Below are 25,942 nucleotides of genomic sequence, written 5' to 3'. Positions count from 1 at the left end.
TTACTAAATTAGTAATGATGCATGAGAGGCTTATGGTAGAACTAGCCGGCGACCCAAACCCCCGCCGGTTAGGCCCGGCGGTCGGTTGCCTACCCCGCAGCGGCTGTCGGGCCGTCTGAAGTGGTAGGCACGGTGAGGCCAAGTGACCCGAATTAGAACCAGCCAGATCGGCATGCCGTTCTCCTTGAAATAGGACACCACCGGCAGCGTCAGGTAAGCCGTGGAGCGCCGTCCGCGTCACATTCGCCTTAGTAGCCGCCGCCGCCCATGCCGCCGCTACCGCCGGGGCTACCGCTGCCACCGTTTGTGGTCTGTGTCGTGGAATGCTGCGCTCCATTGCTGGTCATGCACCCGGCGGCACCGGTTAGGATCATGAGCAAGACTGCGATTGTGATGTGACTGGGCATAAGGGTTGTCTCCCTTCCGTGGGTTCCCCCGCAATCGGTCAACAACATTGCGCTCGGTTCTATTCCATCACGATCGAGTGACGGATTTGGGGCTTTTGACACCCATTTCAGACAGCTTTTGCCTTGGTCATGCCGGATCACCACCCAGCCCTTTTGAGATAGGCCGCGTCGGCGCGGCCCCAGTGATAATCACGACGGGCCGAGGTTGTGTTTAAGCTATGCCTCGATCTGTTCGCCCACGAACTCCAAAATTCGGCCACACGACGCGGTTGCTGATATTCACTATGCCAATTTCGCTTGCAGCATCTTGGTTGATACTTCACCATGCAGTGGAACGATTTCTAGCGTCCGAAGGTGGAAGGTTTTGATCAAAATTGGCCTCAGCGTGGTTGCTGCAACCGTACTCCTTGTGACGCGCGCCTGGTCAGCCGACAATTCAGGAGTGGATCAGGCGCCGCAGACTGATGTCGACGTTGTCATTGAACTCGGCCTTGGCGGAATAATTCAGCCTGAATACGAAGGTTCAAAGGATTATGAGATTTGGCCGTGGCCAGTGATCGGCTTCGGCTATCTCGCCATCCCCGGTTTGTTTGCAATCGGTAGCCCAGAGGCTCAGGCAGGCGGATTCGCGATCGGTCCGTCCTTCAACTACACCTCTGATCGGGACGTCAGCGATGATCCAGACCTGTCCGGGCTTGATGATGTCGACGCTACATTCGAAGCTGGTTTGCGGGCCAGCTATGAATGGACCAACGCGGAGGTTTGGGGAGAGGCTCGCTATGCTTTCGGGGGTGCTGACGGTGTCGTGGGTGAATTCGGCGTGAACGCGGTGGCCCGGCCTACGCCTGAGCTCGAGCTCAAATTGGGACCTTTCGCGACAGTTGCTTCAGCCGACTATATGGACAGCTATTTCGGAGTTTCGGCTCGAGAATCCGCTAACACAGGCTTCAGAGTTGACGCCTTTGATCCAGGCGGTGGCTTTAAGAGCGTGGGTATCAGGGGGCTTGCAAGATATGAATTTCGGCCGACCTGGTTTTTGAACGCAAAGGCATCGTACAGTAAGCTTGTGGGCGACGCCGCCGATTCGCCGATTGTTAAGTTTGGCAGCGAAGATCAATTCGCTTTCGGCTTGAGTATCTCGAAGAGGTTCTCGTTCGACTTGTTCTAATATCTGGCGTCTGGGCCCGGCCGCGTGAAAGAAGGCCCGTGACAGATGGGAGCGCGGTTGGCTTAAGCGCAACCGCTATGGAGATGACCACTGGTTGGTTGAGCCGATCACCGACAACAAGGCCGTAATCTACGTTCTCGCAATCCTCTTTTTCATCGTCCTACCGATCATACTTGGCCTTAACGGCATCTCTCATTAGGTCTCTGGGGGTCCACTTCAACGGAGCACGGTCAAAACGCTGATCGACCGTGGGATTGATGCCGACGCAAGGGCTGGTTTGGTCGAGCAATTCGTCCGGCTCAGCGCTCGCTTGCCCGATCTGAGGCAGGCTGAGAAAACGTCAGGATCGTTGGCTTCGACGCGAGCGCTCAACGTGGCGGTTGCCGAACAGCGGCGGCTGATTGTCGAGGTGTACAAGGGCGCGAAACCGAAGCGGGTGCAGGTCGATCCGGAGCCCGAGCCCGAGGCGGATCGAGTATGGCGTGCGAGGTACTGGGGCAATCTTAGCGTGAGCGACGATGAGCTTGAGCGGAGGTACGGCGCGCCAACATGGGCGGTGTTGTGCTACCCGACGCATGCCGAGTGGATCGAAGACGATGCGCGGCTGACCAGACTGGCGCAGGATGGGCGATTGGCGAGTCCTACGGCGCGTCAGGACGAGCGGAAGCCGCATCCCGGTCCCATAAGACCAGCCAAGGGCGAGATCGCGTCCAGCGGCTCGCCTGCGTTTCAAAATCAACCCCAGGCGCTTGCCAAACGGCCAGTTTCCGGCCACGGCCCGCCTAAGAACGACTTGGCAGGGAACCGATTTAACAAGCTCTGAGTTTCAATTGTTAACCCAAGGTGAAAGTCTTAGGGAACCATCCATCATCTCCTCGCCGGCACCGGTATGGTGCTGATTTCAAGTGCATTTTTCGGCTCAACGGCGACCGTTCCAGCATTTGCGCAGGCGATTGAGCGCCAGATCTCGGCGGGGCAGCAATGTCGCTTGTGCCCGCCGCTCACCACTGGCGAGGGCCATCCGACAGGCACAGCTAGTAGGGACACCATCGCCGGCAGCGGCAGCGTCGGCGACCACGGCACCGGCAGCGTCGGCGGCACCGGCAGCCTCAGCGGCAGCGGCAGCATCGGCGGCAGCGGCACCGGCAGCATCGGCGGCAGCGGCAGCATCGGCGGCAGCGGCACCGGCAGCATCGGTGGCAGCGGCAGCATTGACGGCAGCGGCACCGGCAGCATCAGCGGCAGCGGCAGCATCGGCGGCAGCGGCAGCATTGACGGCAGCGGCACCGGCAGCATCGGCGGCAGCGGCACCGGCAGCATCGGTGGCAGCGGCAGCATTGACGGCAGCGGCACCGGCAGCATCAGCGGCAGCGGCAGCATCGGCGGCAGCGGCAGCATCGGCGGCAGCGCCACCGGCAGCATCGGTGGCAGCGGCAGCATTGACGGCAGCGGCAGCGTCAGCGGCAGCGTCGGAGGCAGCGGCAGCGTCGCGCGCTGACAACGGCGGGCAATGGCGGCAATGTTAACGCCGGATTCGGCAACGGTGGCGAAGGTCCTGCCGGCGAGATCGAGATTGCCTGAGTCATGACCTGACCGCGATCAGCGCCGCGAACGCATCGCGGGCAGCCTGTCGATGCGGAGCCAGCCGCGCTTCGTGCTCAGCGGGCCAGCTTGCCGGGATGTAGCGGTTGATCGCCGCCTCGACCAACGCACGCGAACCACGCAGATCGCGAACCAGCGCATTGGCCTCAACCTTTCGCCGACCTTGACTGGCGATGTAGTTCTGGACGTAGGGCTTGCGGTGATCGGGGTGACCCGGATCGCCGAGGTCCTTGCCGCTGCCGGTCTCCAAGTTCTCGATCCAAGGCAGGCCGAGGTCGTCGATCTGCTCGCGCGTCAGACCGATGCGCTCGACGCGGATCGGCGACGGATCGAAGTCGACGCCCTTGACGTTGGCGCAGTCCATCAGGTTCGACTTGATGACATCGGAGATCAGCAGGCCAGCGGGATCGTGGTCGCCGACGTAGAGCAGCACGCACTTCCGCACGGCTTCGTGGTGGGTCTTGAACCGCATCAGCATTCGGCGGCGCAGGTTGATGTCGGCGAAGCCCTTGCTGGGTCAAGGGGTCGTCGGTTCGAATCCGTCGTCCGTGAAGAAAGCGATTTTCGCGTCAACCTTGAAAGTGATCTGCGTTGGAGCGCTTTGTCCCAACTGAGGGGCGGAGTTCAGGCTGATCGGGGCCGCAGTGGCGGCTTTGCGGTGGCTGCGAGCAGCGTCAGGAAGAAGGCACACAAAAGCCTCAGCCAGTTGAGCAGGAGGCTGAAGTTGTAGCCGACGGCGGCGAGCACGGCGTTGTTGGCGTCGCCTTCGGAGAAGGCCAGGAAGTTGCGCCCCATGCGGTGGTCGTTCTTGAGATGGCCGATGACGGGTTCGACGGCGGCCCGGCGTCGCAGCGCCCGTTTGACGGCCTTGGTGAGGCCGCGCTTGTAGCCGGCGACATGGACCTTGAACGTCTTGTCCTTCGGGGCGTTGTGGCCGCGGTAGCCGGCATCGGCGACGATCTTGGTGAGGTTGGCTCCGATCGAGGTCTCGATCGCGGGGATGACGGTGGCCAGCGTGTGGCCGTCATAGGGATTGCCGGGCATCGCCTTGATATGGGCGACGAACTGGCCGCCGCGGCTGCGATAGAGCGGCGTGGCGACCGAGACCTTGACGCCGAATTCATAGGGCTTGTGGGCCTTGCCCTTGCCGATGCATTCGACCTCGGGAGCGTGCAGGGAGTAGACCTTCCTGCCGCGTTCACGCTGGCGCTGGTCCCTGACGCGGCGGGCCAGCGACAGCGGCAGACCGAAGGGCGCCATCAGCTCCGGCCGCCCGGCGATCTTGCGGGTGATGTCGCGGATCACCGCGCCCAGCATGGTGCGCAGCCGCTTGAGCTGCCGGTTGGCCCGCTTGAACTGCTTGGCGTGGGCATAACGCTGATGCTTGATCAGCGCGATCTTGCCGACCCGCGCATAGGACTGGCGCAGGCGGATGCCGTGCTTCCCGGCCAGCTTGACCAGCCGCTCGCGGGCGCGATGCATCAGCTTGGCGTCGGTCGGAAAGGTGATCGCCTTCTCCTGCACGGTGGTGTCGACGATCACCGCGCGGAAGTCGGCCGGCTTGGCCGCCCCCAGCCGGGTCGCCGCCGCCAGGCTCTCCTGCAGCAGCGCCGTCAGCCGCTCCTCGCCCATGCGCAGGCGCCAGCGCGTCAGCGAGGTGCGGTCGAAGACCAGGCGGTGCTGGAAGAACTCCTCGCCGCAGAACAGCTGATAATAGGGGTTTTCCAGCCAGCGCTCGCACAGCCCTTCATCGGACAGGTTGTGCATCGACTTCAGGATCGCCAGCCCCGCCATCAGCCGCGTCGGCAGCGGCGGCCGGCCGGGGCCATCGTCGTAGACCTCGCCGAGCTTCTCTTCCAGGCAGCGCCAGTCGATCGCCGTCGCCAGCTTCACCAGTGCATGTTCCATGTTCAGGATCTGGTCGAGCCGGGACCGCAACAGGTCCGCCTGGCCACTGTCTCGCCGTTCCTTCGGCCGCATCGCTTGCTTCCCCTCTCCGGTCGAAACGCCATCGAATCACGCAACGCAGATGCAAACATTTTGCCGGAAATCGCCGCCCAAAGCCACGATTTCCGGCAAAACGAAACCCAAATTCAGGCGAAAATCTTAAATTAAATCAAAGCGTTCCGCGTTCTTCACGGACGACGAATCCGGCCACTCCGACCATTAAATCCTTGAGATCCCTAGTTTTTATTGAAGGCGCTTCTGGCGCCTTTTCCATTTTCGAAACGAAAGGCGCTCAAATCGCCCGTTTTCGGAACCCGGAGTCCCGAAAAGTCCCGAAGTGAAAGCCCGAATGTTCTGCATTCGTGGGCCTCGGCTACTCCGAATCTAGCCTGCGTAACTCCTCTAAGGGAACCCGAAATGCGTATCCTTTCTGTTGTGCTCGCCACCAACCCTGGTCTGTTGTGCTCGCCACCAACCCTGGCGACGCGCGTTTTCCGGGCGTCGCCAAGTTCGATGCAGAGATCACGGCCGCCTCGAGCGCCATCCACGAAGCCCCCTATGACCACTTCCCACACCGTCACCATCGGCGACGGCACCGTTCAAGCTCGCCGCATAAGTTGGAACGAATTCTGGAAGATCAGGCCAGACTTGAAGCCCGCGAATGACGATGAGCAAGCGCCCCTATGGCGGCTCGCCGAACTCTGCTTCGTCGCTTGCCGTCGGGCGATGCTCGTCATCGACAGGCGGCGATAGCAACGCTTCGGCTTCGGCGCGGCCGTATTCTCTACCAATTTGGAATGCCGCGTAGAGGGCGCCTGCAACGAGCAACAGTCTAAGCATAGTTGTCTCCCTTAGGCGGTAGAAACCATGCGGCCGGCAGATAGTTCCACATGGGTGGAACCTCAACGTTCGACACTCGTTGCCACTGACCGTGGAGCAAGGAGGCGCAGAGGTGGCCCGAAAGAAATCGACCGATACGAGCCGGGTCAAGAAAGGTGCAGAGCTTGAGGTTGAGCACTTGACGGAGGTCACAGACGTGACGCCGAAACAAGCGCGAGCCCTGCTTCGCAAGCACGGGGCCGACTGGCAAAAGCTAAGAGAAGAAGCCGAGATCCAGAAGGAAGACGACTAGGGGCCTTCCGATCCGTGGCTGGCGCGGTTGATTTTTCTACCGACACGCACTTTGCGGAAACGGACTGCCCGGCCTGGCCGGTTCACCACCATCCTGGCGGATGACTTCATGGGGAAATCCAATGTCTTTCAAACAGCTCGATCGACTTGCGCTCGAGGCCGGTATCGCTGTTGATGACAATCGTAGAAAGCCCGAGACCGATGAGATCGAATGGTCGCCATGCCGCGTCAAACGTCCCCTAGGAACGCCTATCACTCGCTCGGGAGACGGCCCTTCACCGGAGCAATTTATCGCGTCGGGTTTGGCTTGGTATGCCGGCGAGCCACGCGAAGCAGCCAATGACAACTGGCCGCTCGCGAAGGTGCTGCGCCGGAACGGCTTAGATCACTGCCTTACATTGGCCGAACGATATCTTGAAGAGTTTCAAATCGCCCATCGTTATGAACTCTGGGTCCGCTGCCTCGACAGCGCGGCCGACGGCCTGTTCGAGCACCCTGACCGCACGCTGCATTTGTTGCATGGGGGAGGCTGTCGCGTCGGATCCTCCGGATCATCCAGCTTAAAATCGTACCTTAGGCGTGTGTAGTCATTTGAAAGAGTGCGCGAGTGGATGAACTTCTCCACGGCCTTTGGCACCACAAGCCCGAGGCTTGCTCTCATCAAGCATTTTGCCGAAATGGTGCTGGTACTCGCGGACTTCATCCGGCGTTTTGCCCTGGAGCAGAAGGAAGCACCGGAGATAGTTTTCTAGCGCCTGGAAGTAGAGAAACGTTCTCGGGTGATCGGACAGGCTTGGCCCGATCTGTGGGACCACTAGGACATCGGCGTTCAACCTGTAGGTTTTGGCGAAGATGAACACGCCATAGGGCGTCATATCGGCGCCGTAGACCGTCTTTGGCTCTTTCGCTGCAACATCCCCCATGGCTAGGAAGATGCCGCTTTCGAGCCGCGAGGGCAAGACGAGCCGCAAGGGCAAGACGGGCTTCCGCCCGGACGAGGCGAGGCCTGTTCCATCAAAGTCTAACGACTGGGAAAACGCACTGGAAAGCACGTGCAGTAACAGTTGATTCAACCATTACTGGTATTTTGGAGGAGTGTGGTAGCGGCTCCGACAGTGGCGCGGGAAGGCGAATTGCCGGAGCCGCCAGCGCAGCCCGTTTGGGGTTTAGACCGCGCCGTCCTGTTCTGGGACAGCGCGGTCAACGATTCATTAAAATTTTCCGGAACTAATTAAGAGCATGCTAATTGAATCGCGGTTTTGCGAGTCAATGCATGCGTTTGAAGTTTGTCCCGCCACTAATGCCGACCTTGGTCGACAAGCCGCCCAAAAGTGACGATTGGCTTCATGAAGCTAAGTTCGACGGCTACAGGTCACAAATCATCATCGAAAACGCGGACATTCGCATTTTCACCCGGCGCGGCCTTGATTGGACTGCCAAATACCGCGACCTAGCGACGGCGGCCAAGACGATGGACGTCGAGAGTGCCATTATCGACGGCGAAATCATCGTCTTGAACGAGGATGGTATTTCGCTGCGAAGAGAGCGGGAAAAGCAAATCTTAAACCAAGTTAAGCTTGGTCCGCGCGGTCTAAGCATGATCCTGCTTTGCGCAAAATTCAAGCCATCTCTAATATGGGTAGTTGGTCAGTTTGAAATCCAAAAGCCGGAAGTAGATCTCATCCGGCTGGATTGAACTTGTGCCATTGGGCGCGAAGAAGCACGTCCATCTGAATCTGTGATAGGCCTCGAACTTCATATGGGGAATGATCGTTCGATAAAACGTCGTTAGCCGTTCGCAGATATGGTATCGATCATCAGGCGAGGTCTGGACACGCTCTCTGGGGATAAACCACTCCGCTTCCTGGGTTTCATTCAAGTAAGCGGGGCGCGGCAGCCTGACGAAATAGCCGTCTTTAGTCATCCTGACGTCGTTGGAATCGATCGGGTGGCAATCCTTGTTTCCGCAGCAGTCATAGTGAAGAACGGGATCAGTCTTGCCCGTATACCAATCATGGGCGTCTGCATCGCCGGGCAGCACAAGCCACGCCAATGCAATGTGTCCTAGCAACTGTCTCATGGAACTAGCCCCTCACCATTTTGCGTATAGCATATTAGTGAGAGCTAATCATAGCGCTGAAAGTTGCATTGATTTCACGCAGAGGTCGACGAAGCTCGACATCGAGGCGCTGACTGACAGGCTCGGCCGTGACCACGGCTCGATGCATGACGACCTGGTCGGGCTCTTTATCTGCTCAAATTGCAAGGCTGCCGGCCGTGTCCGCCGGCAGGTGTTCTTCACATGCATTCCTGACTACGAAGGCCAGCAGCGGGCGCGCAATCGCGACTGGAAGCCGACCTTCGAAAGTGAAGGGCTCGAAACGCGGGAACCTTTCATCCGCGAGCCGCTTTGTGTGCATGTCCCAAGCCGTGCAACCACCCATATTGCCAAAGGGTAGCCCAGATCGGGACGTCAACTGTGAAGTCGCCTTGGAAGTCGCATTTGCAGCCCTGGTGACCGCCTCGGAAGCGCAGGGGTGGACGCCGCGCGAAACGGCTGCAGCCCTACTTAAAATCGCAACGGAGCATGCCCAGCGGTTCAGGCTTGTGCCGGCTGAGCCGCCAAGGTGGCGAACGCGAAGAGGTATGTTGATCGCGTGTGCCGCGCTCGTGTTTTTGCTGTGTGCGGCCATCGTTTGGTGGGGTGCTTAGATGACGATCAACGTTTCGCCCCCGGTACGGCCGTTGCCGCGGTCGTGTTGATGGCGTTGCCGCCTAGACGTTAGATTGCGCGACGCTCGCCTAAGTTCATCCGGCCAGCGCCATGCCGACGGCTATGCCTATGCCCATCACCAGCCCTGCTGCGAGTTCGCGCTATATTCGACGGCAATGGCTAAGACCACCACTCGCTACGCCTACGTGCTGAACGAAGAGGTGGCCGCAGCGATGGACTTGCTCCAAAACGATGCCGCGAAGTCCCGAAAAAAGCCCGAACTAGGAAGGGGAAAACGGCATAACGCGATGACTTTAAATAGAAATCCGCGTTGCGTCCAATTTCCGCGGGGTCAAGGGGTCGCCGGTTCGATTCCGGCGACTCCGACCATTTCAAACCTTAGACTTGCCCCAGAAAACCATCATCCCTTAGCCGCCGGCGCAGGCAGCGCCACCAGCCGCAACTGCCGCTGATGGCGGTATTCCAGCGCGATGGCGCCCCAGATCAGTCCGAGCAGCAGATAGACGTGGCGCCAGTGATCGATGTCGATGAAGGTGCCCAGCGCGATATTGCCGATGAAGGCGACATAGGCGCACAGAAGGTAGGGCTGCCACGGCCTGTCGCGCAGGAGAATGCGGAAGCCGGCTGATATCGTCCAGCAGGTCAGCGTCAGGAACGACACGAAGCCGAGCCAGCCATAGTCCAACAGCATCTTTAGCCAGATGTCGTGTGTGTCCTCGCCGAACATCGTGCCGAAGACGAGCGGGCCGATGCCGAGCGGATGCTCCAGCGCCATCTGGAAACCGATCGTGTAGCGGGCGAAACGGCCGAGGCGGGCGGTATCGTAGCTTTGTTCCAGTTGGGCGCGGCTGGAGAACATCTCCGAGACGCCCGGCAGTTGCAGGATGACGAGCATCGCGATGACCAGCAGCGAGATGGCGGCGATGGCCATGACGACGACACGCAGCCGGAACATGACGCTGGCGCTCTGCAGGAACAGAGCGCCGGTGAGCAGGATCGCCGAAACGCCGAACATGCCCCAGGCGCCGCGCGAGAAGGAGAACAAAATGCCGGCCGTGATGATCAGCAGCGGCGCCGCCAGCAAGGGCATGCGTGAGACGGGGCTCGTCAGCAGGAGATAGAGCAGGTAGATGCCGGGCAGCACCAGGAACGGCCCGAACACGTTCGGATCCTGGAACGCGCCGGTGGCGCGGTCGTATTTGGTGAAGATCTCCGCCGCCGGGAAGGCATGGAAATAGCCTGCTATGCCGAGCAGCGAGGTCAGCACCGCCGACATCACATAGGCCAGGAAGATCACCCGGTAGAGATTGGGCTGGACTGATGTCACCGAGGCGAAGAACACCGCGGTGAAGGCAAGGAACAGCGACACGGAGAGATAGAGCGGGATGTTGGCAATGTCCGACATCTGGGTCATCGAGATCATACCGCCGATGTTCATGACCACCAGCAGCACCAGCAGCGGCGCCGCCGCGCGCGATATCCTCAGGCCGAACAAGCACCACACTATGATCAGCCCGACCATGCAGAGGTCGTATGGCGCCGGCTCGGCGATGACGAAGCCGGACAGAAAGACGCCGAGGAAAACCGCGCCCGACGCAATCAGCGCGATCAGCTTGGCGTTGACTGCAGCCGGCGGCAGTTCATGCGTGACTGCGCTCAATAGGCATTTTCCGTATTGAGCAGCCGGATCGGCGTCAGGAACAGAATCCTCAAATCGAACAGCAGCGACCAGTTCTCGATGTAATAGAGGTCGTATTCCGTCCGCATGCGAATCTTCTCGTTGGTATCCATCTCGCCGCGCCAGCCATTGATCTGCGCCCAGCCGGTGACGCCGGGCTTGACCTTGTGGCGTGCGAAATAGCCGTCGACCACCTCATTGTAGAGAAGGTTGTGCGACTGCGCGGCAATGGCATGCGGGCGCGGCCCGACCAGCGACAGCGAACCGAAAAGCGAATTGAAGAACTGCGGCAACTCATCGATCGAGGTCTTGCGGATGAAGCGGCCGACGCGGGTGACGCGCGGGTCGTTCCTGGTCACCGTCTGCTTGGCCGTCGGGTCCGCCTTGTCCGTGTACATCGAACGGAACTTGTAGACCTCGATGATCTCGTTGTTGAAGCCATGCCGTTTCTGGTGGAACAGCACTGGTCCCTTGCTGTCGAGCTTGATGGCGATTGCGGTCACCAGCATGACCGGCGAGAACACAATGATGCCGATGATCGAGAAGACGATGTCGAAGGCGCGCTTGGCGACCGAATCCCAGTCGTTGATCGGCGTGTCGAAGATATCGAGCATCGGCACCGAGCCGATATAGGAATAGGCGCGCGGCCGAAACTGCAGCGCGTTCGAATGCGCCGAGAGCCGGATATCGACCGGCAGCACCCACAGCTTCTTCAAAAGCTGCAGGACACGCGATTCGGCGGTCAGCGGCAGCGACACGATCAGCATGTCGATGCGGGCGATGCGGGCGAACTCGATGAGCTCGGAAACGGTGCCGAGCTTCGGATATCCGGCGACGATGGGCGGCGAGCGCTTGTCGCCGCGGTCGTCGAAGATGCCGCAGATGCGGATGTCGTTGTAGGGCTGCTTTTCGACAGAGCGGATCAGGACTTCCGCCGCCGTGCCGCCGCCGACGATGACGGCCCGGCGCTCCATGCGCCCGTTGCGCGCCCAGCGCCGGATCAGCTTGGACATCATTAGCCTGAGACCGAAGATCAGCATGAAGCCGACAACGAACCAGGTGCCGAAAAACAGGCGCGAATAGTCTTCCGACATCTTCATGGCGAATGCCGTCAGCGCCATCAAGGCGAAGGTGCCGGCCCAGACCAGCAGGAGACGGCCGAAATTGGCGAGCGGCCGCATCAACGAGACGACCTGGTAGCAGTCGGTGACGTCGAACAGCACCACGGCGAGGAACGAGGCGGCCGCGATCGTCAGCGGGTATTGCCAGGCGAGATGGCTGAAGAAGCCGACATGGTAGAAATAGACGCAGAGGCCCGACAGGAAAAGCAGCGCGAATTCGACCATGCGCAAGACGCCGCTGACCATGATCGGCGACATCGTATCGCGCCGGTATTGCGACGCGACCTGACGGGCGACGTCATTCATCCCGCCAAGCTTATCGCCGCTGGCCGGGCCGTCGAATTTGCGCACCGCGTCTATCGAAAAGCGGCGTGCGGGATCGATCTCGTTCATGGGTGCATCCGCAAAGCTTTCCCTCAGGTGAATAGCAAAAGAGAGCTAAGAAACCCTTGAAACAACAGGTGGCTTTGGAGAAGCTTTTGGGGCTAGCGCCCTTGGGGCTAACGCTTGAGCGCGGCGAAATAGGCCGTCTCGATCGCGGCGGCCATCACGTCGGCGCCGAATCGCGTCTTGAGGTCGGCGGTGTCGGGCATCACACTGCTATACGCTTCGGGGTCGGCCAGCGCCACGCTCATCTTGCCGGCGAGTTCGCGCGGGTCAGGCCGGATCAGGGCAGGGGAACCGGCTCCGAAGATTTCCGGGATGCCGCCGACGGCGGTGGCGATCATCGATTTGCCGGCGGCGAGCGTTTCCAGCACGATGTAGGGCATGGCTTCCGCGCGCGAGGGAACGACAACTAGTTCGGCCAGCGCGAAGGCCTTTCGCGCCGGCATCGGCGGCAGGAAGTGCATATGGCCTTCGAGCCCGAGCCGTTTCACTTGCGCATGGTAGCGCGGCAGGTCGTCGCCGTCGCCGACCATCACCGCTTTCACCGGGCGGCCGAGCCGCGATCCGGCAAGGACCAGCGCATCGATGAAGATGTCCGGTCCCTTGAGGTCGCGCATCATGCCGATATAGAGGACGTCGGCCGCAGTCTGCTCGGTCCGCACCGGCTCGAACTCGGCGGCGCTCAGGCCGTTGTAGACAAGGTTGTTCGGGATGGGCGGTTCGCCGACCTTTCTGCGATATGTCTGCCTTTCGTAATCGGAGACAAACAGAAGATAGTCGGTGAAGCGCGCCATGAACCGTTCGAGCGCGAAGAACAGCTTCCCCGTGGCGGTGGTCTCGTCATAATGAAGAGAGCCGCCGTGAGGCGAATAAAGGCGGGCTACGCGAGACCTTGATACCCGCAACAATGAGCCGAACAGGCGGGCATAAGCGCCACCCTTGGCGCCGTGCCCGTGGAGCACGTCCGGCCGCAATTCCTTGATGATCCCAAATGTGCGCCAGGCCGAGGCGAGGTCGCCCGGTCCGACATGCCGCTGCATCGGCGTACGATGGATGCCGAGCGCCATTGTGCCCTTCATCTGTTCGAACAAATGTTCCTCGAAGTCGCCGCCCGTCGTCGAATCGCAGACGATGCCGACGGCATGCCCGGCGGCGGCCTGCGCCTCGGTCAGGTCGCGCACGTGACGAAAAATCCCTCCGACAGGTGAGCGAAAGCAGTGAACGATCCTGAGTGTGTCCGCCACGTGGACTAGAACAGGCGTTCGCGAACATAGACCGTGTCGCCGGGCAGGAGCGGGTCGGAGGTGGCCACGCGACCGGTCATGACTTTGCCGTTGATGTCGCGGGTGATATCGACGCTTTCCTGGTTGGCGCGGGGACTGAAACCGCCGGCGATGGCAATCGCCTTTTGCACGGTCAGGCCGGGAACATAGGAGTACTGGCCCGCGGCACCGACTTCGCCCATGATGAAGATCGGCCGGTAGCGGTCGATCTCGACCGAAACGTCCGGATCGCGCAGGTAACCCTGGCGTAATTTGTCGGCGATCTCGCCTTCAAGTTGCTGTGCGGTGTGGCCGCGCGCCGGTACGGCGCCGACGAGCGGGATCGACAGGTAACCGGATTGGTCGACGCTGTAGACGTTGGTCAATCCTTCCTGCTCGAACACGGTGACGCGGACCCGGTCGCCGGCGCCGAGGCGATAGGGCTGATCGAGCATTTTATGAAAGGCGGCCGGCGCCGGCCGGTAGCTGGAGCAGCCGGCAAGCAACGACACGGTGAGCAGCGCGCGGAAGAGGGAAGCAGTGCTTTTCATGCCGGACACGTACCTTCGACTGGCCGCTGTTACACCGCGGCAAACTTTGGGAGTCGAGGTCCGTTATCATCCCGTTAGGGTTAATGGCCGGTAAAGGCGCGCGGCCGAAGCGACGAGAGACGGCCGGTTCCGATGCTTTTACCTGCCGCTTGCGAGTAAAAACCTAACAGATGCTTACCGCGATATTAACGGCTGAGTTACCATAGTTGTTTACGGTGCATCCTGACCAATGCATGTCGCCCCAAAAGTGCGCAGCGGTTTTGGGGCAACGACATGCATGAAAACAAGAGCTTAAGCGCGTCGCATGAACCTGTGCAACGCGACGTGCTTTAGGTACCGGAGCAGGATGCATGTCCGTTCAATCCGCGGCCGCAGATGTCGACGTCGATCTCAGGCAGCTCTTCGCAAGCATTGCGAGGAATTGGCTGCGCATTCTAGTCGTCGCGCTAGTCATAACCGGCCTGGCGTTCGCGCTCACCTGGCTCGCCACGCCGCATTACAGGGCCGAAACACGGCTTTTGATCGAAACGCGTGAATCGGTCTATACGCGCCCCGACGGCACCAATGACAACGACAAGCCGATTCTCGACGAGGAAGGCGTGACCAGCCAGGTCGAGGTCATTTCCTCGACCGACATCCTCAAGCAGGTGGCGCAGAAGCTCAATTTGTCGCGGCTTGCCGAATTCGACGAGACGGCGGACATGCCGGTACTGAGCCGTCTGCTCGTCATCGCCGGCCTGAAAAGCGACCCCAACGAGATTCCGCCGGAAGAACGCGTGCTGACGAAGATGCGCGAGAAGCTCAACGTCTATCGCGTTGAAAAATCTCGCGTTATCGTCATCGAATTCTCCTCGGAAAATCCCCGGCTCGCTGCTGAAATTCCGAACGCCATAGCCGACGCTTACATCTCCGTCCAGGGCAATGCCAATATTGAATCGAATTCCGCCGCGACCGACTGGCTGGCGCCGGAGATCGCCGACCTGTCGAAGCGGGTGAAGGATGCCGAGGCCAAGGTAGCAAGCTACCGCGCCCAGTCCGATCTTTTGATGGGCGGCAACAATTCGGTGCTCGCGACGCAACAGCTTTCCGAACTGTCCAGCGAACTGTCGCGGGTGCGCGCCAATCGCGCCTCGGCGGAAGCGACTGCCGACAGCGTGCGCAGGGCGCTGCAGAATGGCGGCTCGCTGGATGCGGTACCGGAGGTGCTGTCTTCCGAACTCATCCAGCGGCTGCGCGAGCGGCAGGTCGAGCTCAAGACCAACATAGCCGACCTTTCCACCTCATTGCTCGATAATCATCCGCGCATCCGGGCGCTGAGGTCGCAGCTTGCCGATCTCGACCGCCAGATCCGCAACGAGGCCGAAAAGATCATGAAAGGGCTGATGACGCAGGCGCAGACCGCCCAGGCCCGCGAAAACCAGCTTGTCGCCGACGTCAACACGCTGAAGGCCGCATCGGCGCGCGCCGGCGATCAGCAGGTCGAACTGGACGCGCTGCAGCGCGAAGCGACCGCCCAGCGGCAACTGCTCGAATCCTATCTCACCCGTTACCGCGAGGCGTCCTCGCGCAAGGACAGCAACTATCTGCCGGTCGACGCCCGCGTCTTTTCCCGCGCGGTGGCCCCGTCCGAGCCCTATTTCCCAAAAATCCTGCCGATCACCGGTGCGGCCTTCGTCGGCTCGTTGCTGCTGATGGCGATGGTGACGCTTCTGCAAGAGCTGTTTTCGGGTCGCGCCATGCGGCCGGCCGCCGGCGCCCGCTTCGAGCGGATCGAACAGGTCGCGATGCCGGTTGCCCGCGAACCGTCCAACCGCGAACCGGCCGATATCGAGGACGTCGAGGATCGGGCGGAAGCGCAGGCAGAGCCGGAAGCGGCTGCCGCGGCGCCGGCAACTGCCCCAGCAACTGGCGAGGACGTCGAGCCGGCGCGCCCCACGCTTGGCGAGGTCGAAATCGACAGGGCGGTTGAAAAACTGATCACAAGCGCTGCGGCACGCGCCATATTCGTGTCGCCGGAAGGCGACGAGGCGGCCGCCTCGGCGGTGCTGGTGGCGCGTGAGGTTTCCGACGCCGGCCTGCGTGTGCTCCTGCTCGATCTCACCGCTTCGGGCGCCGCCTCGCGGCCGATGCTGGACAGCGGGCTTTTCCCGGGCATCACCAATCTGCTCGCCTCCGAAGCGCAGTTCAGCGACGTGATCCACCCCGATCTCTATTCGGACTGCCACGTCATTCCCGTCGGCACCGCCGCTCCGGTCCGCGCCATGCGCGCCGCCGACCGCCTGCCGATCATCATGCAGTCGCTGACCACCGCCTACGATCTGGTCGTGGTCGAATGCGGACCCGCAGACGCGCAAGGCATCAGCCGCCTTGTCGGCGAGGACACCGAGGTCTTCCTGTCGCTGCTGGAGCCGGACGACGAGGTGGCTCAGGCCGCAGTCGAGCTGATCGAGAGCGGCTATCCCGACCTGACGCTGGTGACGCCGGTCGGCCACGAGACGCCAGGGACGCCGATACCCGGACGGCGCTCCGCCGCCTGAGACGTCCCGGAAATCTCGGCAGCGATCAGCTGTCTTCTTCGCCCGCCGCAGGTGCTGCCTGTCCGGCGGTCCTGCGGCGCAGCATCTTGGTCAGCTTCCAGATCGTCGGGCTGTTCTTGATGACGGCTTTCAGGCGCGCGCCTTGCCGCAGGACGAACACCAGCGCGCGGCCCTTCATCGTCAGCGGAATCAGGACCTCGAAATGCTGGGTCTCGATATCGCACCACAGCCGCTTGTAGGGTTCGTCGCCGACCGAGAAATCATAGACATCGAACCCCCTCTCGCAGGCTTCCTCGATGTTGTCGAAGAACAGGAAGTCGCCGGGGCTGGCATGGGCGACGTCGTCGTCGGCGATCGCTCCGAACTCGCAGATCAGGCGTTTTCCCGAGCGGCTCGATCCGGTGACGGCGCGAAGCTTGCCCGCGACTTCGAGCCCGTGCAGCACGAAGGACGGCGTGTCGTCGGAAAGCGCTTCGACGAACAACGCGCGGAAGAAAGCACGAACCTTCGGCTCGCCGAAGACGTTAGCGACGCCCATCTTGCGGAAGCGGAACTCCTTCATCTCGAAAAATGCATCGAGCAGTCTGTTCACCTCGTCCACTGTCTGCGCCTCGATGCGGCGGTGGCTGCCGACGGCTTCTAACTTGCGCGCCTGCGAGCGGTGCCTCTTGCGCCTGCGCTTGCCGCTTGCGCGGGAGAGCAGCGCATCAAAACCTCCCGCCAAGTCGACGGCCAGCGACAGGTTGGGGCTGGGAAAATGCGGGAGGGATAGAAGCGGATTGGCAATGCCGTCGAGATCGGGCAGCAGCCGTTCCAGTGCGACGAGGTCGATGTCCGGCCGCGCCCTGGCGATCGCCGCCAGCATCGAGCGGACTGCCGCGCCATCCGCCTTGGTCAGCCAAGACGGATCGGCGGCGGCGAAATTGCCGTTGGCATGGCGGCCGCCCATGAAACGGGCGACGCGGAACGGACCGCGGCTGGTGACTTCCAGCGCCAACGAAAAAGCCGGTCGGCCGTCAGCGTTCAGCGTCACTAAGACGGTGTTCGCTTCGGCATATCTGGCCCAGTTCAGGATCCAGGCCGGGCTTTGCGCCGGCGCGAACAGCGCCGAACCGCAGAACTCGGCATAGCCCGCAAGTGCCGCACCGCCGGCGACCGAGACCGACAGGCCGGCATGATCCGCAGGCAACGCGCGCGGCGCCGCCTCCATTGCTTCGAGCCGATTGCCGTCAAATGACGCGGTGGCGTCAACCATACCTCAATCCTTTAAGGCGTATTCACCGCGATTGGGGGCTCGCATAGGCGCATTCCGTGCTTGGATGAGCCTAGGCGCAAAAGGTGAATGAATGATCGACGGGGGCGAGGCGATCCGGAAACTGGCGCTCAACGTCGTCCGCTATACCGGTCTTGCCCCGCTGGCCAAGCCGTTTGTCGGCGGCATCGGCGCCATCCTGATGCTGCACCGGGTCACCGCGAGGCCGGAAAAACCTGATAGCGTCAACCGGCATCTCAACATCGCGCCGGAGTTCCTCGACGCCGTGATCGCCGATATGACGGTGAACGGCTATACGTTCGTCTCGCTGGACGAAGCGATCGAGCGCATCAAGGCCGGCGGCAAGGATGGCCAGTTCGCGGCGATCACCGCCGACGACGCCTACCGCGACAACATGACCGAAGCGCTGCCGGTGCTGGAAAAGCACGGCGCGCCGGTCACCATCTATGTCGCGCCGGGGCTGATAAACGGCGCCGCCGATCTATGGTGGGAGGTCGTCGAGGACATCGTCAGCGCGCGCGACCGGTTGATTCTGACAACACCGGACGGTCCGGTGACGATCGATTGCTCGACCCCGGGCAAGAAACTCCAGGCCTTTGCGCGCCTGCACGACTATCTGACGCTGGACGTCGGCGAGGAGGACCAGCGCGCGGTGCTGCGCGAATTGGCGCGGTCGAACGGTATCGAGCGGGACGCGCGCCAGAGCACGTTGATGAACTGGGACGAGATCCGGACCATGGCAGGGCATCCGCTGGTGACGATCGGCGCGCACACCGTCAATCATCGCAATCTGAAGCGGCTTCCCGAAGCCGATGCGCGGCACGAGGTCGACGACGTCAGGCGCATATTGCAGGCCGAACTCGGCGAGGCGCCGCGCCATTTCGCCTATCCCTATGGCTATGCCAGCGCCGTTGGCGACCGCGAAGTCGGCTTTGCCCGCGACGCCGGCTATGCCTCGGCGGTGACGACACGCCACGGCGTGCTGCGCGCCGAACATGCCGGCTTCCTGCAGGCGCTGCCGCGCATTTCGGTCAACGGTCGCTATCAGAGCGTTGCTCATATCCGCACGATGCTGTCGGGCGTGACGACGCCGCTGGCCAATGCCGGCAAGATGCTTGTCACCATCTAGTGGATGCTATGGGGCGAGCGGCGAGGGTGTGGCATCCTTCGGCGCTGTCAAAACCACCATCAGAAGGAGGCGCGCCCCATGTCGCAATCTTTTGACACGAGCCGGTCCCTTACCGCTCTCGAACAGGATAACACGATCGTCGCCGTCATCGAATTGAGCAAGGCGAAATGGCTGATTGCCTCGCTTGTTCCGGGTTTCAAGCGCCAACCCCTCAAGAAGATCGATGCCGACGCACCATCACTGTTGAAGTTGCTGCAGCGCTGGCGCGACGAAGCCGGCCGGACCGGGCGCCAGATCAAGCGGATCGCCGTCGCCTATGAGGCGGCCGGCGACGGCTTCTGGCTGGCGCGCTGGCTGCGAGCGCGCGGTATCGAGGCTTACGCCATCCACCCCGCTAGCGTTGCGGTGTCGCGCGAGCACCGGCGCGCCAAGACCGATCGTCTCGACACCGAGCTTCTGATGCGCGCCTTTCTCGGCTGGCTGCGCGGCGAGAAGCGCCATTGCAGTATGGCGCCGATCCCGACGCTCGAAGAGGAGGACGCGCGGCGGCCGAACCGCGAGCGGGAGACCCTGGTCGGCGACAAGACGCGGATTATCAACCACATCAAGGCGATCCTCGCCCGCTTCGGCATCCGCAGCTTCCGGCTGAGCCTGCGCCAGGCGGCGGACAGGCTCGAGACCATCCGCACGGCGGAGGGAACACCGCTGCCGGACAACACTCGCGCCGAGCTCTACCGCCTCCTTGAGCGGCTCAGCCTGGTGCGCGAGCAGATCCGCACGATCGAGCAGGAACGCCTGCGCCGACTCGCCGCGGCTCCGGCTGCGGCGAACGGTCCGCACGCGATGGTTCGCCTGCTGGCGCGGGTCATCGGCGTCGGTGTCGAGACGGCGGACATGCTGGTCCACGAGATGCTGTCCCGCAAGCTGCGCGATCGCCGCGCCGTGGCGCGCTATGCCGGTCTCACGGGGTCGCCGGACGAGAGCGGCAAACGCCGCCGCGAGAAGGGACTGGCACGCGCCGGCAACGCCCGCGTCCGGCGCGGCATGATCCAGTTGGCGTGGCGCTTTCTCCGGTTCCAAAAGGACAGTGGTCTCGCCCGATGGTTCCAGGCGCGCACGGCCGACGGGCGCAAAACCACGCGCAAGACGATGATCGTGGCGCTGGCGCGCAAGCTGCTGATCGGGTTGTGGCGTCTCGTCATCACGGGCGAGCCGCCGCAGGGCGTCACATTACGTGCGGCGTGATGGGGGCACGCAGGATAGAGGAGAACACAACCCAATTGGCGGCCCCGGTAGCGGGGTCTGCCGATGACGATCCGAGGTGGCGGCAACCCGAATTTTCACATGGTCATTTCATTTCGATCCGCCTAGTAGAATGGGTCCGCCGCCCCGGAGCTTCGCCGCCGATGCGCATGGCTGCATCATGGTTTAGATCCAACTGAGATCTACCGAATACAAGTCTGCCCCGCGACCTCCGCGCCTGGGCCTCATAGCGAACTCCCCCTCGGAACTGTCGTCGGCTGCCGAATGGCGCGCGCCCGATCATTCAAGCCTGCCGCCCGTGCTCATGACCGTCAAGGACAAGTCCGCTGCGCGATGGGCCCCCGGCCCATCCTTGACCGTCACTGCGCGCGGCGGCCAGTTCGAAGTCAAGGTCGGGACGAGGAGATGGTCACCAGCTGGCCGAACAAGGAGATGAGGAAACGAAGCAAGATCAAGCTTGACAATCATCGCCCCATACAGGTGAAAGTCTGACACTTGGCACCGGTGGACGGCAAGAACCGACCCCTTGCGGACCATCCCTGATGGGAGGTCAAGGGAACGTCGTGACCCCTAGCTGCCGTTCCGTGGAACCACCTTGGAAGTCCGGGTCAGGTCAAACCCGGTCGTTTGCGAATGGCAATTTTGAAGCCGTGTGCGAAAACGCGATCTTCGGTCGATAGGCGGGACTTATGCCGGGTGTCCCGTTGTCGCAAGTGCGCCACGGGATGGAGGTCCAATGGACGATCAATAAAACTAGAATTATGCTGGTAGTGGCAGAACCGACTGGGATTGGACTTCTCCGCTACAAAGGCGGAAACTGTGCGTTGAGGTCAAAAGGAATAATTGCCAACGCCGTCCTTCGGGTAAGCTTGGTGCCTCCCTCCTCATCGGCCGCCATTTCCTTTAGGATGCTTCAGGATTGCGGGAGCTGGCTATGGCCGTGGATCGCGTTCAGCGCAGAATGGCTGCCATCCTTGCAGCCGATGTGGTCGGCTACAGCCGGCTGATAGGCAGGGATGAGGAAGGTACTCTTGCGACCCTGAGAGCCTATCGCCAGATCATTGACCGGCTGATTGTGCACCATGAGGGACGGGTGTTCGGCAGCGCCGGAGACAGTGTCATCGCGGAGTTCGCAAGCCCTGTCGAGGCGCTGCGGTGTGCCACCGAAATCCAGTTGGAAATCGATAGACAGAACGCCGACCTCCCCGAGCCAGGCCGCCTGCGATTTCGCATCGGCATCAACCTCGGCGATGTCGTCGTAGAGGGTGACAACCTCATGGGCGACGGCGTCAACGTCGCCGCGCGTTTGGAACCGTTATCACGGCCGGGCGGAATATGTGTCTCCGAGGCGATCTATGCGCAGGCTCGCGATCGGCTTTCGCTCGATTTCATCGATCTTGGCGAGCACAAGGTGAAGAATATCGCCCGGCCTGTGCACGTCTATCGTGTACCCCTCGCTTCGGAGGAACAGGTCAGGTCGCCTTTTCGCGGTCTCGACGTCTTCGAATTTGAAAACGCCGACCTCTTTTTCGGCAGAGCGCGGGCGATCACTGCTTGCACCGAAAGGCTGGAACAGCTCGCAGCCAACGGCAAAGCATTTTTGCTCATCTACGGGATGAGCGGCTCCGGTAAGTCTTCTCTTCTGCGCGCGGGGCTGATGCCTTCAATCACCCGACCCGGCGCAGTGGTAGGCATCAGTTTGTGGCGCCGTTGCCTGATCCGCCCGTCCGAAGGGCCTGATGCTGTCGCCTCGTTGACCGCGGGACTCCTTCGCGAAGGTGCTTTGCCCGAGTTGGCTCTCGAACTGACAGCGGCAGAGCTGACTCAACTCTGTCGAAGCGCTCCCGATCGCGCGATGACTCTGATCCGCCAGGCACTCGGCAAAGCAGCCACCGCCGCTGGCTCGGTCCCTTCGCAAATACGATTGCTGATCGCCATCGATCAGACAGAGGAGCTGTTCACGACGGAGAAGGAACCGGCGTCGCGCGAAGCGCTTGTGCGGCTCTTGGCGGCGTTCGCCGGCAGCGGACTGGTCTGGGTGATTGCGACGATCCGGTCGGATTTCTTTCACCGCTGCGGCGAAGTCCGAGGTTTCTCGGCGCTGAAGGACGGCCTCGGCAGCTATGAGCTCTTGCCGCCGACGAGCCCTGAGATCGCCCAGATCATTCGCGAGCCGGCTCGTGCTGCCGCACTCCGCTTCGAGGAGCGCGCCGATCTGGGGCGGCTCGATGATGTGCTGCAGGACGCGGCAGCCGCCGATCCCGGATCGTTGCCGCTTCTCGAATTCGTTCTCGATGCGCTGTACGAGGTAGGCCGGGAGCGCCGGATCCTCACCTTTGCTGCGTATCGTGCGCTTGGCGGCCTCGAAGGGGCGATCGCGCGCCGCGCCGATGAAGTCGTCGACGCGCTCCCGCCCGACATCCAGGAGGCATTGCCGGCGGTGCTGCGCGCTCTCACCACGGTGCGTCCGGGCGATGAAACTGTTACGGCAAGTCCAGTCCTGCTCAGCGAAGTGGCTGGAAAGCCGGCACGATTGGCTCTCGTCGACGCGTTGATCGCCGCCCGGCTCCTCGTCAGTGATGAAGATGCCGCGGGCCATGTCTTCGTCCGCGTGGCCCATGAGGCGCTGCTCAGCCGCTGGCCGCGCGCCAGCGACATTGTCAACGCGAATAGGAGCTTCCTCGAGACGCGGGCTCGGCTCAAGGCTGACGCCCATCGATGGCACTCGGACAACAAGAACCGCGATCTTTTGCTGCCGTCCGGCAAGCGTCTCGCCGAGGGCGAGGAATTGCTGCTGTCGAGACGCCAGGAAGTCGACGATCAAGTCGTTGAATACATCGAGGCGTCCTCACGTGCCCAGAAGAAGAGAGAGGAGAAGGACCGGCAAGCAGAGCGGGCACTGATCGAGGCTGCTGAAGTAGCAAGACGCGAACGCTTGGAGCGCGAGGCCGACCGGCTCGCGGGAGAAGCTGAGCGTCGGGATCTGGCAGCAACTGCTGCGATACAGCTGGCACGACGTACGCGCTATGCGGCCATCGTCGCGACGGTGTTGGCTCTCTTGGCTGGAGCAGGCGCATTCATTGGGTTCAGAGGACAGCAGGAAGCAATGCGGCAGGCGGTGCTGGCGCAAATGAGCGCGGACAAGGCCAGGTCGGCCGAGAGGAAGGCCCTTGAGGCGCGCGACCAGGCGCTGCGCAACCAGTCTCTTTCGCTTGCGTTTCTTTCGCAGCAAACCGCAACGAGCGGTAATACTGAGGCCGCGGTTTTGCTGGCGCTCGAAGCGCTGCCGACGGGCACATCTGAACACAGACGCCCGTACATCGTTGAAGCGGAGGCCGCGCTTTACAAGGCTTTGTTAGCGCATCGTCAAACGAGGATCTTCCACCAAGACGCCAGTGTGACACATGCAGCTTTCAATCGGACCGGCGACCGCATTGTCACCTCATCGCATGACGCGACGGCACGCATTTGGGACGCCCTGAATGGTACCGAGACTGCGGTTCTGAAGGGCCACCAAGGCGCCGTTGAGAGAGCCGAGTTCAGCCCGGACGGAAGCCGCGTCATTACAGTTGCTAGAGATGGCACCGCGCGCATCTGGAACGCCACCTCAGGGGAGCAGCTCTTTTTACTTCAGCCGGTCGGCAATTTTCCTACGGCGATTTTCAGCCCAAACGGCACTCGGGTGCTGACAGCGGGGGAGAACAGCGATGCATCACTCTGGGACGCTCAAACCGGAAGGAAAATCCTAAGTGTAGAGAGACGTGGAAGCTCCCTGGCTAGCTTTAGTCCCGATGGCCAGAGCTTCGCAATCGCACAACGCGATCAACGCTCCGTTCTTATCTGGAATGCGGAAGATGGCAAACTGAACCGGACTCTGCGGGTTAACGCTTGGCCGTACAGCGTCGCATTCAGCCCGGACGGAAGCCGGATCCTGATAACCTCGTGGGGCCCGATTTCATACCCTTTCCTTTCGCATCTTTGGGACGTGTCGAAAGGCATGGAAATTGCGACATTGGCCGGTCACAAGAGCGACACACAATTACAAGGCGTAATGTTCAGTCACGACGGTCGTCGAATTGCGACGGTATCACTCGATGGTAGCGCACGACTCTGGGACGGAATCTCGGGTAATTTGCTTGGCGTGCTCGGCCAGGAGTCCTCGGGGCTCAAACTAAGTTACATGGGCCCGGATGAGCGCGATCAGGAGATGAACAGCGTCTTCAGCCAGGACGATCGGTTCTTGGCTGCCGCTTCCCTCAACGGCACGGTTCGTATTTGGGATGTCGAGCGCACGTCGCTGCTCACCACCATCATCGGCCATGACGCCTTGGTCGAGCACGTGGAATTCAGCCCAGTTAACAACAGCATTCTTCTCACTGCATCGCACGATCGCACCGCTCGGCTCTGGGATATCGACGGGGTTCTGACAACTGCGCTGTCCCATGAATATCCGCCGACCTTTGCGGTCTTTAGTCCCGATAATGTGCACCTTTTGACTGGAGGTGGGGATAGCGCAGCGCACCTGTGGGAGGTTGTAAGCGGACGTCAGATAGCCGAGCTTGACACACACGAAACTGTCCAAAGTGCGACGTTCAGCCGTGATGGAAGTCGCGTTGCAACCGCATCCCTTGGGGGCCGAGTTCTTGTTTGGGACGTTGCAAGCAGACGCGAGGTCGCGCAGCTCAAATCTCGTGACGGGCTACTTCAAGTTCAATTTAGTCCCAAGGGAGACCTGTTAGCGACGGGTTCGGCTCACGGTACCGCACAGTTGTGGGACGCGGCAAGCGGCGCCGAACTGGCCACCATCAAGACAAGCGGGAAATTGCCACAGGCGATTTTCGGCCGGGACGGGGATCTCGTCCTTACCGCGACGGACGACAACGCTGCCCACCTTTTGAAGACCGACGGAACTGAATTCAAGGTTCTCATCGGGCATCAGAACCGAATCACCGCGGCCGCTTTCAGTCCAGACGGCCAACTGGTTGTCACGGGTTCACTCGACCGCACCGCGCGGATCTGGTCGATCAAGGACGGAAATAGTGTCGCGACGCTGAAGGGCCACAGCGACGAGCTGACAGCAGTCGCGTTTAGCCAGGACGGTCAGTCTCTCCTAACTGCCTCACGCGATGGGACCGTTCGAATCTGGAGCGTTCCGGTAGGAACAGAAAAGGTCGTTCTCAGGGGTCACAGCGGCGCAGTGGACAGCGCGCAAATCAGTCCTAACGGTTTGTATGTCGTGACGACGTCGTCTCAGGATCGCACGGTCAGGCTCTGGGCGGCGCAGTCGGGGCGCGAGATCGCAGTGCTTGCCAGCCGGGAGGACGAGGCCAACCGACCGGCGCTGATGCGGGCGGCTTTCAATTCCGATGGAACGAGGATCGCAATCGTGTCCGGTGATGATAGCGTCCGAATAATTCGCGCGTTCCAAACACCTCTGGACCTCATTGACTACGCACGTGCGATTGTTCCACGCGAACTGACCGCCTGCGAACGGCGACGTTTCTTCCTTCCTGTCGAAGGTGAAGTTGGCGACTGTCCAAGCTGATATCGCTCCAATGCGCTGTCGACCTCACCACGCGATGGTCGGCGTCAGCCGTTCCGAGCTAAGAGCGAATGGCAGTTCTGAGGTTCAAAAATTCCGCCTTGCTGAACCGCAATTTTGAAGCCGGGTGCAAAAAAAAGCGATCTTCGGTTGATAAACGGAGCCTATGCCAGCCCACCTTCTCGTACGTGCGCCCTAGAGGAGGTCTAA

The 25,942-nt window shown here is 61.5% G+C and carries 20 protein-coding genes; 11 read left to right on the top strand and 9 right to left on the bottom strand.

All coding sequences use genetic code 11. From position 1 onward, the window contains the following. Window positions 1-771: 771 nt before the first annotated feature. From AC0NIE_RS24345 to AC0NIE_RS24335, 3 genes are all read left to right on the top strand, one after another. On the top strand, window positions 772-1,575 hold the full coding sequence (locus AC0NIE_RS24345; RefSeq protein ID WP_244555124.1) for a MipA/OmpV family protein: 804 nt from the start codon (window positions 772-774) through the stop codon (window positions 1,573-1,575). A 373-nt stretch (window positions 1,576-1,948) separates the two neighbouring features. Further along, window positions 1,949-2,398: a hypothetical protein gene (locus AC0NIE_RS24340; RefSeq protein WP_474044162.1), complete on the top strand. Its 450-nt coding sequence runs from the start codon at window positions 1,949-1,951 to the stop codon at window positions 2,396-2,398. Between the two features lie 66 nt (window positions 2,399-2,464). After that, complete coding sequence (locus AC0NIE_RS24335; RefSeq protein ID WP_474044160.1) at window positions 2,465-3,073, top strand: hypothetical protein; 609 nt, start codon at window positions 2,465-2,467, stop codon at window positions 3,071-3,073. Window positions 3,074-3,157: 84 nt separating this feature from the next. Here the strand turns inward: AC0NIE_RS24335 and AC0NIE_RS24330 are convergent, their stop codons facing one another. The 3 genes from AC0NIE_RS24330 to AC0NIE_RS24320 form a co-directional block, all read right to left on the bottom strand. Continuing rightward, a complete protein-coding gene (locus AC0NIE_RS24330) occupies window positions 3,158-3,649 on the bottom strand; it encodes a hypothetical protein (RefSeq protein ID WP_258117765.1) in 492 nt (163 codons plus the stop codon). Window positions 3,650-3,801: 152 nt separating this feature from the next. After that, on the bottom strand, window positions 3,802-5,157 hold the full coding sequence (locus AC0NIE_RS24325) for an IS5 family transposase (protein WP_473490040.1): 1,356 nt from the start codon (window positions 5,155-5,157) through the stop codon (window positions 3,802-3,804). Between the two features lie 648 nt (window positions 5,158-5,805). Beyond that, complete coding sequence (locus AC0NIE_RS24320; RefSeq protein WP_258117762.1) at window positions 5,806-5,964, bottom strand: hypothetical protein; 159 nt, start codon at window positions 5,962-5,964, stop codon at window positions 5,806-5,808. Between the two features lie 112 nt (window positions 5,965-6,076). Between AC0NIE_RS24320 and AC0NIE_RS24315 the strand changes: the two genes are divergently transcribed. Then, on the top strand, window positions 6,077-6,256 hold the full coding sequence (locus tag AC0NIE_RS24315; RefSeq protein WP_258117761.1) for a DUF3606 domain-containing protein: 180 nt from the start codon (window positions 6,077-6,079) through the stop codon (window positions 6,254-6,256). Window positions 6,257-6,377: 121 nt separating this feature from the next. After that, a complete protein-coding gene (locus AC0NIE_RS24310; RefSeq protein WP_473489897.1) occupies window positions 6,378-6,842 on the top strand; it encodes a hypothetical protein in 465 nt (154 codons plus the stop codon). Here the strand turns inward: AC0NIE_RS24310 and AC0NIE_RS24305 are convergent, their stop codons facing one another. Then, on the bottom strand, window positions 6,843-7,232 hold the full coding sequence (locus AC0NIE_RS24305) for a hypothetical protein (RefSeq protein ID WP_473489896.1): 390 nt from the start codon (window positions 7,230-7,232) through the stop codon (window positions 6,843-6,845). A 296-nt stretch (window positions 7,233-7,528) separates the two neighbouring features. On the opposite strand from AC0NIE_RS24305, the gene AC0NIE_RS24300 reads away from it, so the two are divergent. Further along, window positions 7,529-7,951: an ATP-dependent DNA ligase gene (locus tag AC0NIE_RS24300; protein ID WP_473489895.1), complete on the top strand. Its 423-nt coding sequence runs from the start codon at window positions 7,529-7,531 to the stop codon at window positions 7,949-7,951. A gap of 382 nt (window positions 7,952-8,333) precedes the next feature. Next, window positions 8,334-8,714 carry a hypothetical protein gene (locus tag AC0NIE_RS24295; protein ID WP_473489894.1) on the top strand — a complete coding sequence of 127 codons (381 nt, stop codon included), beginning with the start codon at window positions 8,334-8,336 and terminating at the stop codon, window positions 8,712-8,714. A 675-nt stretch (window positions 8,715-9,389) separates the two neighbouring features. On the opposite strand, the gene AC0NIE_RS24290 is transcribed toward AC0NIE_RS24295, so the two are convergent. The 4 genes from AC0NIE_RS24290 to AC0NIE_RS24275 all read right to left on the bottom strand — a co-directional run bounded on the left by AC0NIE_RS24290 (window position 9,390) and on the right by AC0NIE_RS24275 (window position 13,988). Then, window positions 9,390-10,649 carry an O-antigen ligase family protein gene (locus AC0NIE_RS24290; protein ID WP_473489893.1) on the bottom strand — a complete coding sequence of 420 codons (1,260 nt, stop codon included), beginning with the start codon at window positions 10,647-10,649 and terminating at the stop codon, window positions 9,390-9,392. After that, window positions 10,646-12,181, bottom strand: a complete 1,536-nt coding sequence (locus AC0NIE_RS24285) for an undecaprenyl-phosphate glucose phosphotransferase (protein WP_473489892.1) — start codon at window positions 12,179-12,181, stop codon at window positions 10,646-10,648. The genes AC0NIE_RS24290 and AC0NIE_RS24285 overlap by 4 nt, the downstream gene beginning before the upstream one ends. 107 nt (window positions 12,182-12,288) lie before the next feature. Then, a complete protein-coding gene (locus tag AC0NIE_RS24280; protein ID WP_473489891.1) occupies window positions 12,289-13,419 on the bottom strand; it encodes a glycosyltransferase family 4 protein in 1,131 nt (376 codons plus the stop codon). A 5-nt stretch (window positions 13,420-13,424) separates the two neighbouring features. Further along, window positions 13,425-13,988, bottom strand: a complete 564-nt coding sequence (locus AC0NIE_RS24275) for a polysaccharide biosynthesis/export family protein (RefSeq protein ID WP_095495842.1) — start codon at window positions 13,986-13,988, stop codon at window positions 13,425-13,427. Between the two features lie 350 nt (window positions 13,989-14,338). Between AC0NIE_RS24275 and AC0NIE_RS24270 the strand changes: the two genes are divergently transcribed. Further along, window positions 14,339-16,525: a GumC family protein gene (locus AC0NIE_RS24270; RefSeq protein ID WP_473489890.1), complete on the top strand. Its 2,187-nt coding sequence runs from the start codon at window positions 14,339-14,341 to the stop codon at window positions 16,523-16,525. 25 nt (window positions 16,526-16,550) lie between these two features. On the opposite strand, the gene AC0NIE_RS24265 is transcribed toward AC0NIE_RS24270, so the two are convergent. Then, window positions 16,551-17,780: a GNAT family N-acetyltransferase gene (locus AC0NIE_RS24265; RefSeq protein WP_473489889.1), complete on the bottom strand. Its 1,230-nt coding sequence runs from the start codon at window positions 17,778-17,780 to the stop codon at window positions 16,551-16,553. 91 nt (window positions 17,781-17,871) lie between these two features. Here AC0NIE_RS24265 and AC0NIE_RS24260 point away from each other — a divergent pair, with 91 nt between their 5' ends. From AC0NIE_RS24260 to AC0NIE_RS24250, 3 genes are all read left to right on the top strand, one after another. After that, window positions 17,872-18,927 (top strand): polysaccharide deacetylase family protein, encoded by a 1,056-nt coding sequence (locus AC0NIE_RS24260; protein WP_473489888.1) that lies wholly within the window; start codon window positions 17,872-17,874, stop codon window positions 18,925-18,927. A gap of 78 nt (window positions 18,928-19,005) precedes the next feature. Continuing rightward, a complete protein-coding gene (locus AC0NIE_RS24255; protein WP_473751395.1) occupies window positions 19,006-20,172 on the top strand; it encodes an IS110 family RNA-guided transposase in 1,167 nt (388 codons plus the stop codon). A gap of 952 nt (window positions 20,173-21,124) precedes the next feature. Then, a complete protein-coding gene (locus tag AC0NIE_RS24250; protein WP_473488866.1) occupies window positions 21,125-25,735 on the top strand; it encodes an nSTAND1 domain-containing NTPase in 4,611 nt (1,536 codons plus the stop codon). Window positions 25,736-25,942 lie beyond the last annotated feature (207 nt).

The organism is Mesorhizobium sp. WSM4842, assembly GCF_055901575.1.
The sequence above is the reverse complement of the archived record's forward strand: the minus strand, read 5'-3'. Positions and strand labels throughout refer to the sequence as shown.

Bases quoted from the DNA above. Each gene is read 5' to 3' on its own strand.
- AC0NIE_RS24335 (WP_474044160.1), top strand. From the start codon at position 2,465: ATGGTGCTGATTTCAAGTGCATTTTTCGGCTCAACGGCGACCGTTCCA.
- AC0NIE_RS24330 (WP_258117765.1), bottom strand. From the start codon at position 3,649: ATGCGGTTCAAGACCCACCACGAAGCCGTGCGGAAGTGCGTGCTGCTC.
- AC0NIE_RS24325 (WP_473490040.1), bottom strand. From the start codon at position 5,157: ATGCGGCCGAAGGAACGGCGAGACAGTGGCCAGGCGGACCTGTTGCGG.
- AC0NIE_RS24320 (WP_258117762.1), bottom strand. From the start codon at position 5,964: ATGCTTAGACTGTTGCTCGTTGCAGGCGCCCTCTACGCGGCATTCCAA.
- AC0NIE_RS24310 (WP_473489897.1), top strand. From the start codon at position 6,378: ATGTCTTTCAAACAGCTCGATCGACTTGCGCTCGAGGCCGGTATCGCT.
- AC0NIE_RS24300 (WP_473489895.1), top strand. From the start codon at position 7,529: ATGCGTTTGAAGTTTGTCCCGCCACTAATGCCGACCTTGGTCGACAAG.
- AC0NIE_RS24295 (WP_473489894.1), top strand. From the start codon at position 8,334: ATGGAACTAGCCCCTCACCATTTTGCGTATAGCATATTAGTGAGAGCT.
- AC0NIE_RS24285 (WP_473489892.1), bottom strand. From the start codon at position 12,181: ATGAACGAGATCGATCCCGCACGCCGCTTTTCGATAGACGCGGTGCGC.
- AC0NIE_RS24275 (WP_095495842.1), bottom strand. From the start codon at position 13,988: ATGAAAAGCACTGCTTCCCTCTTCCGCGCGCTGCTCACCGTGTCGTTG.
- AC0NIE_RS24270 (WP_473489890.1), top strand. From the start codon at position 14,339: ATGTCCGTTCAATCCGCGGCCGCAGATGTCGACGTCGATCTCAGGCAG.
- AC0NIE_RS24265 (WP_473489889.1), bottom strand. From the start codon at position 17,780: ATGGTTGACGCCACCGCGTCATTTGACGGCAATCGGCTCGAAGCAATG.
- AC0NIE_RS24260 (WP_473489888.1), top strand. From the start codon at position 17,872: ATGATCGACGGGGGCGAGGCGATCCGGAAACTGGCGCTCAACGTCGTC.
- AC0NIE_RS24255 (WP_473751395.1), top strand. From the start codon at position 19,006: ATGTCGCAATCTTTTGACACGAGCCGGTCCCTTACCGCTCTCGAACAG.
- AC0NIE_RS24250 (WP_473488866.1), top strand. From the start codon at position 21,125: ATGGCCGTGGATCGCGTTCAGCGCAGAATGGCTGCCATCCTTGCAGCC.